General features: G+C 36.8%; 3 protein-coding genes. 1 reads left to right on the top strand and 2 read right to left on the bottom strand.

The genetic code is table 11. The features are described 5' to 3' along the window. The first annotated feature begins 170 nt into the window (after positions 1-170). Entirely contained in the window at positions 171-698 is a 528-nt protein-coding gene (locus tag ACTTK6_RS15715) for a hypothetical protein (RefSeq protein ID WP_462833940.1), read from the top strand. A 49-nt stretch (positions 699-747) separates the two neighbouring features. On the opposite strand, the gene ACTTK6_RS15710 is transcribed toward ACTTK6_RS15715, so the two are convergent. Both ACTTK6_RS15710 and ACTTK6_RS15705 read right to left on the bottom strand, forming a co-directional pair. Next, positions 748-942, bottom strand: a complete 195-nt coding sequence (locus tag ACTTK6_RS15710; protein WP_462833939.1) for a hypothetical protein — start codon at positions 940-942, stop codon at positions 748-750. Positions 943-1,528: 586 nt separating this feature from the next. Beyond that, on the bottom strand, positions 1,529-1,750 hold the full coding sequence (locus tag ACTTK6_RS15705) for a DUF6007 family protein (RefSeq protein ID WP_462833938.1): 222 nt from the start codon (positions 1,748-1,750) through the stop codon (positions 1,529-1,531). Positions 1,751-2,218 lie beyond the last annotated feature (468 nt).

The raw sequence follows: 2,218 nt of genomic DNA, 5'->3' as shown, positions 1-2,218 counted from the left end.
AACAGAGGGGCAGATGTTTTTTCATTTCTTTTTATCAAGCACATATTTTTCAAGAACATATTTTGGTGTTGAGCCAATTAAATTTTACTTTTATTACAATAAATGGTTTTCATTTTATTTCATTTTCGTTATACTTAAGCAACATTTTTGAAAAGGGGGGAAGAGAGCGTATGAAGATGCTCACTACTACTATTTTAAGCCTACTATTTGCATCAGCAGTGTGGGCTACACTGGAAACGCCGGCCGATGCCGCTAATGTTGCCTTTGTCGGCGGCGGCAGTCTGGGGTATCAACCTATTATTCAGAAACAAACGCAAAACGGCCAGCACATCCTGCGCACTGAAAGCTACATTTCAGAAGACCAGCGACAGCCGTGCGGCGCTTCTGAATGCCGCGCGATTTTTCAGCAATACCATGAGCGCATGAACGAAATATTTAATCACACTGATCATGTGCTTACGTTCGATTCGTTTGAACAGTCGCTGGTGTATCAATTATCCAACGGCGATTATTTTATCGTCTCGAATTACACCAATGAAGTCACCGGGGATTATCGCCACATTGAAGTCATTTTGCACCAAAATCTCAATTATATGCAGGACATGTATATCGATAACGAAGCCTCGTCTTCATACGACTCTCCCATGGTACCAGGAGAGAACCGGTGGGCAAGAAACACCGGACAGAGGGATGAATAACCACCACAAAAAGGCTGTCTCTTTAAAAGGGAGACAGCTTTTTTGTGCTTCATGATTTAAAATTATGTTTGATCAGCAGCACCCAGAACGGGATGACAATGATAAGCAGTAAACCAATGGCAAGAACCGATAACAAATTGGCAACGAAAGAGGATTTGACAATGATTAAGTAGATATTGAAAAAAATAACGGCCGTAAGAAAAATGCCGCCAATGACAGAGCCCATGTTCATCTTTTGTTTCAATCAGACACCTCCAACTATAGAAAAGAACGAACCACAGGCAGGTTCGTTTCATCCATTCTGAAAAATTATAGGAAAGCTATTAGCGAGCCAGCGAATATATTATTCTTTTTCATTATAGCATTGGCTCCCCATTTTGATTAAGAAAAAGTCACTTATCCAACTGTAAGATATATGTTTTTTCAATAAAACCATATAAAGATTTTCCAATTCAAGCATTTCCAATAGTATATATTCAGTTCAGTTATGTATTTATGTTGTTGGTTTAAAAGCATTAGTTTTTTATTCTTTAGTTAAATGTAAGTAGCGATTAAAATTTATTTTAATGTTAAAATAAATTTTCTATAAGCCAAATTAACTGACTAGTCTTAAGCTGGCACATTCAAAAAACATTACTAAATAAGTTCGAGAGAGGTAATAGTCCAGAAAATATAGCAGTAAGCCAAAGCGTACATGTCGCTTTTCTTACCTATCTAGCTTTATAAATAGAGAAATTATAAAAAGACAATAACGAAATATACTTGCTCGTTCTCCCCTCTTCTTATACTGCTTGAAACGTTATCGCAATACACATCTTTCTTTAGACAAATCATTTACTTTTTCTACGCTTTTTTGCTTCTACAAGCGTATGCGTAACGTAAAATAACCCAATACCAACAAAGATAATAATGAATAGATTTACTGCAATACTCCATAGACCACTTACTGGTAGATAGGAAAACAGCCAGGCCATAGGGAGCAAAAAGATAAGATCATATGTATTAATTTGAGCAAAAATATGTTCAAAAGTTCCCCGTGCCTTATCTCTCACACTTCCCATCCCCCTGATTTAGCCCAATCATTTTTAATTATGAAGCACGACTGTGGTTCTCCAGAAGTGAAGCCCTAGGCTTCTTTAGCGCTATTAGATACTTTAAAAGTGTAGACATTATTATAATTTCCTCTTGATAAATCATTATGTACCTCGTACTAGCTACTTTTTCGAAGCACTCATCCAGGAAGTACCCCAAGCAGCCATCAGAATAAAGATTACTATAAATCCAGCAGATATTACTGGCATTCCTAATTCATAACCGATCCCCAAACCTCCAGCTATGATTGCAGCCAATAGCGAGGAGACCGGTGTTATTATCCGTTTTACCTTCATTATGATTCTTCCAATTGGAAAAATTCTTATTTATATTCTTTCATCTTATCAATAGTTACTCTTTTGTTGCGGGTTTACTAACAATTATTTCCATTAACGATAAAAAAGAGACAGAATCCCCGTTGATACGGT

It is taken from the genome of Marinococcus salis, from assembly GCF_054971365.1.
This window is presented reverse-complemented; position numbering and strand designations above follow the sequence as displayed.

What these genes read in the sequence shown, in the direction of transcription:
- ACTTK6_RS15715 (WP_462833940.1), top strand. Translation starts at nt 171, where the DNA reads ATGAAGATGCTCACTACTACTATTTTAAGCCTACTATTTGCATCAGCA.